At 63.4% G+C, this 2,645-nt stretch carries 3 protein-coding genes; 2 read left to right on the forward strand and 1 reads right to left on the reverse strand.

Going from position 1 to position 2,645, the window contains the following annotated elements:
- Positions 1-1,055 (reverse strand): hypothetical protein (locus tag ACFE99_RS24745; protein WP_375489471.1); only part of this gene is annotated, 1,055 nt, incomplete at its 3' end.
- Between the two features lie 409 nt (positions 1,056-1,464).
- Here ACFE99_RS24745 and ACFE99_RS24750 point away from each other — a divergent pair.
- Together ACFE99_RS24750 and ACFE99_RS24755 are read left to right on the forward strand one after the other, a co-directional pair.
- Positions 1,465-1,656 carry a hypothetical protein gene (locus ACFE99_RS24750; RefSeq protein ID WP_375489473.1) on the forward strand — a complete coding sequence of 64 codons (192 nt, stop codon included), beginning with the start codon at positions 1,465-1,467 and terminating at the stop codon, positions 1,654-1,656.
- A gap of 67 nt (positions 1,657-1,723) precedes the next feature.
- Positions 1,724-2,002 carry a DUF2510 domain-containing protein gene (locus ACFE99_RS24755; protein WP_375489475.1) on the forward strand — a complete coding sequence of 93 codons (279 nt, stop codon included), beginning with the start codon at positions 1,724-1,726 and terminating at the stop codon, positions 2,000-2,002.
- The last annotated feature ends 643 nt before the right edge of the window (positions 2,003-2,645 follow it).

Raw genomic sequence — 2,645 nt, forward strand, 5'->3', positions numbered from 1 at the left:
ACCATGCGTTGGCCGAGGTTGGGCCGGTCGTTGGCCTTCGGGCGAATATCGAGCGCGAGCGCAATCGCCAGGGCCGCGACGCCGACAACGAAAATCGTCAACACGCTCAGCGCCACTAAGAACGGCTTGCGGGCCGGGCGCTGCTCCTCGGCGCCGATGTCGCCCGCCTCCGCGGCGGCCAGGCTGGCGCCTTCGGCGCCCGCGACGGCGGTATAGGCGTTGGCCGCACTGTCCGGATCGGCGCTGTAGGCCAGCGCTTGCGTCATTTCGGTGGCATCGTAATCAGCGGGGCCCTGCACATGGGCCGCATATCCGAGAGCAGCCATCGTGGCCTCAGCAGGCGCGCCAGGCTCGACGACGCCTGCGCCCGCGACTTGCGCGTAAGCCTGTGCGGCGGTGGACGATTCGAATAACGGCGCATGCGCCGAGGCCAGTGCCGCGCCGCGCGCCAACGCCATCTCAGGTTCGTCGGGTGCATTCACCAAAAGCGAGGTCGCCGCCTCCAACTGCGGCTTGATCTTGGCGACATCGACATCGGAGCCGACGACGAAAATCCCATCCGGTCGGGAATCCAACACCTCTGCGCCGGCGACCATCTCGGTGAGCGCTGCTACGGCGGCTTCGTCATCGGCCGGCAACGGCCGCGTCTGCACATCGGTGACGGAGCCGTCGGCGGTATCGACGACCGCCAAGGTCGCAGTATCCGGTTCGATGAAAAGCAGCGCGGTGTGGTCGTAACCCACCGCGTTGCCGACCGTGTGAGTCAGCGCGGCCGCGGACAGGAAAGCCGAGACCAGCATGACGTTTTCCATCTTGTGGGCGGCCAGCAGGTCATGCAGTGCCGCGGCCTCTACCGGGTCGGTCCATGTCACTCCGGTGGAGGTGAGCTGGTGACCGCCCTGCGTTGCGCTTTCCCGGGTGCCCAGGATTGCCGACACGACCTGATTCGGCGCGATCAAGGTTGCCGGCTCCTGGTTATTTCCGTCTGTGCTGACGGGTATGGTGTCTTCCTCGACGGTGGCGCCTTCGGCGTTTTCCCCTTCAACCAGCACCATGCGGACATTCTCAGGCGCCATCGACACACCCATTACGATGTCCACCGCTCCTCCAAAAAGTTTGCTGACTCCCCCACGTTGCGACTAATAAGCCTACCCTGTCCGGTGTCCACCTTAAACTTCGCGGCCATATCCCGCCGCAGGGCCTAATCGCGACGATTAGCTGGAGATGCCGTGCGACGTACTTGGCAGTGTCCGTCGCCCTGACAACCCGGGCCTGTCGAAGAATCGATCCGCGGACAGCCCGATTTTTCGCCAACAGCCACGCATCGGGCCGCGAACTGACCGCTGGCAGAAGTCGATGGTCCAAGCCGAGAGTGACCGCCAGTATCGGTTGGCGCGTTTGGACGGCCTCGGACCGGGGTATCTCGGCGTGCACCAGACATATGCCCCTAGGAGGTGCGGGAGAGTGACCGTCGATGTCTGTCCCGCGTGCGGCTACCCGACGATCGGCCCGGAGGTGTGCTTCTTTTGCCGCCCAGAAATCGTGGTGACCGGCGAGCAAGCGTTTGAGCCGCAAGTTCCCACGACGCTGCATCGCGAATCGGTGGCAGTAATAACGCGGCACCCCGGCTTCGATCCGGCCGCGCAAGCTGGCTAAGCCCGAACCCTGAAGTTCGGTGGTGTGTGCCCAGCGCCATTCGACGACATAAGAAAGAGGTGCCACGATGACCAACGTTTTCAACTCGCTGAACTCGCTGGTCTGGCTGCTGGTCCTGATCCTTGTTATCGCGGCGGTCGTAATGGTGGTGCGGGCGCTGTTGACGCCGAGGGCCGGGCCACCGGCGTCCCGTGAACCACCCGTCGTGCACCACCAGCCTGTCGTGCAACAACCCATACAGACGAGCGGGCTAGCGCCGGGCTGGTACCCCGACCAGAACGACCCCAATTCGGTGCGCTACTTCGATGGCCGGGTCTGGACTTCGGCTACTCAGCCGCGCAGCTAGTCATTGTCGCGGGCCACGGCACCCGACATATGCACGTGCTAAGACCAGCTTCTAACTGCCGCGATGCGCAGAGAAAAGTTTGAACCCTATTCAATTCAGCTGCCATTGGGGCACCGCTCCGGCGGCCGGACCATCCAACGGCCACCGGTGCAGTGGACCAGCTCGCTAACTGCGGGCATAAATCCATGCTGCATCACGGGATTCCCAGTCGCCAGGACGGGCACTTGCGATCCAACGGACCATCCACCCGCCGATGGTTCGCACAGTGGTCGGACCGTACGCCAAGAAGAAGCGGGTGACTGTGAATACCTCTAAGCGGGAGCCCTACACCGGGCCCGAAGTGGCTGCGGCCGCTGTTGTGGTTCATGCTGGCCGGCTTTGCGTTCAAGATCGCCGTCAACTTGATCTGCGACTGTACGCAGGAATGGGTGCACGACGACGAGAGTGAGCGCTCACGCCGAAGCGCACCCAACATTGGGAACTAGCGAAAGGAATAAGTCAGCGGTAGGTACGCCCAGGCTGGCCACTGATTTCCTGCTCAACGCCTGAGTCGACGGGGTGCTGCTATTTCTTGAAGGCGTCTTTCACCTGTTCGGAGGCATTCAGGGTGACCACGTGGGGGTAGTTGCCCGGCGCTGAGGGT

Source organism: uncultured Mycobacterium sp. (assembly GCF_964249325.1).
Lineage (GTDB): Bacteria > Actinomycetota > Actinomycetes > Mycobacteriales > Mycobacteriaceae > Mycobacterium.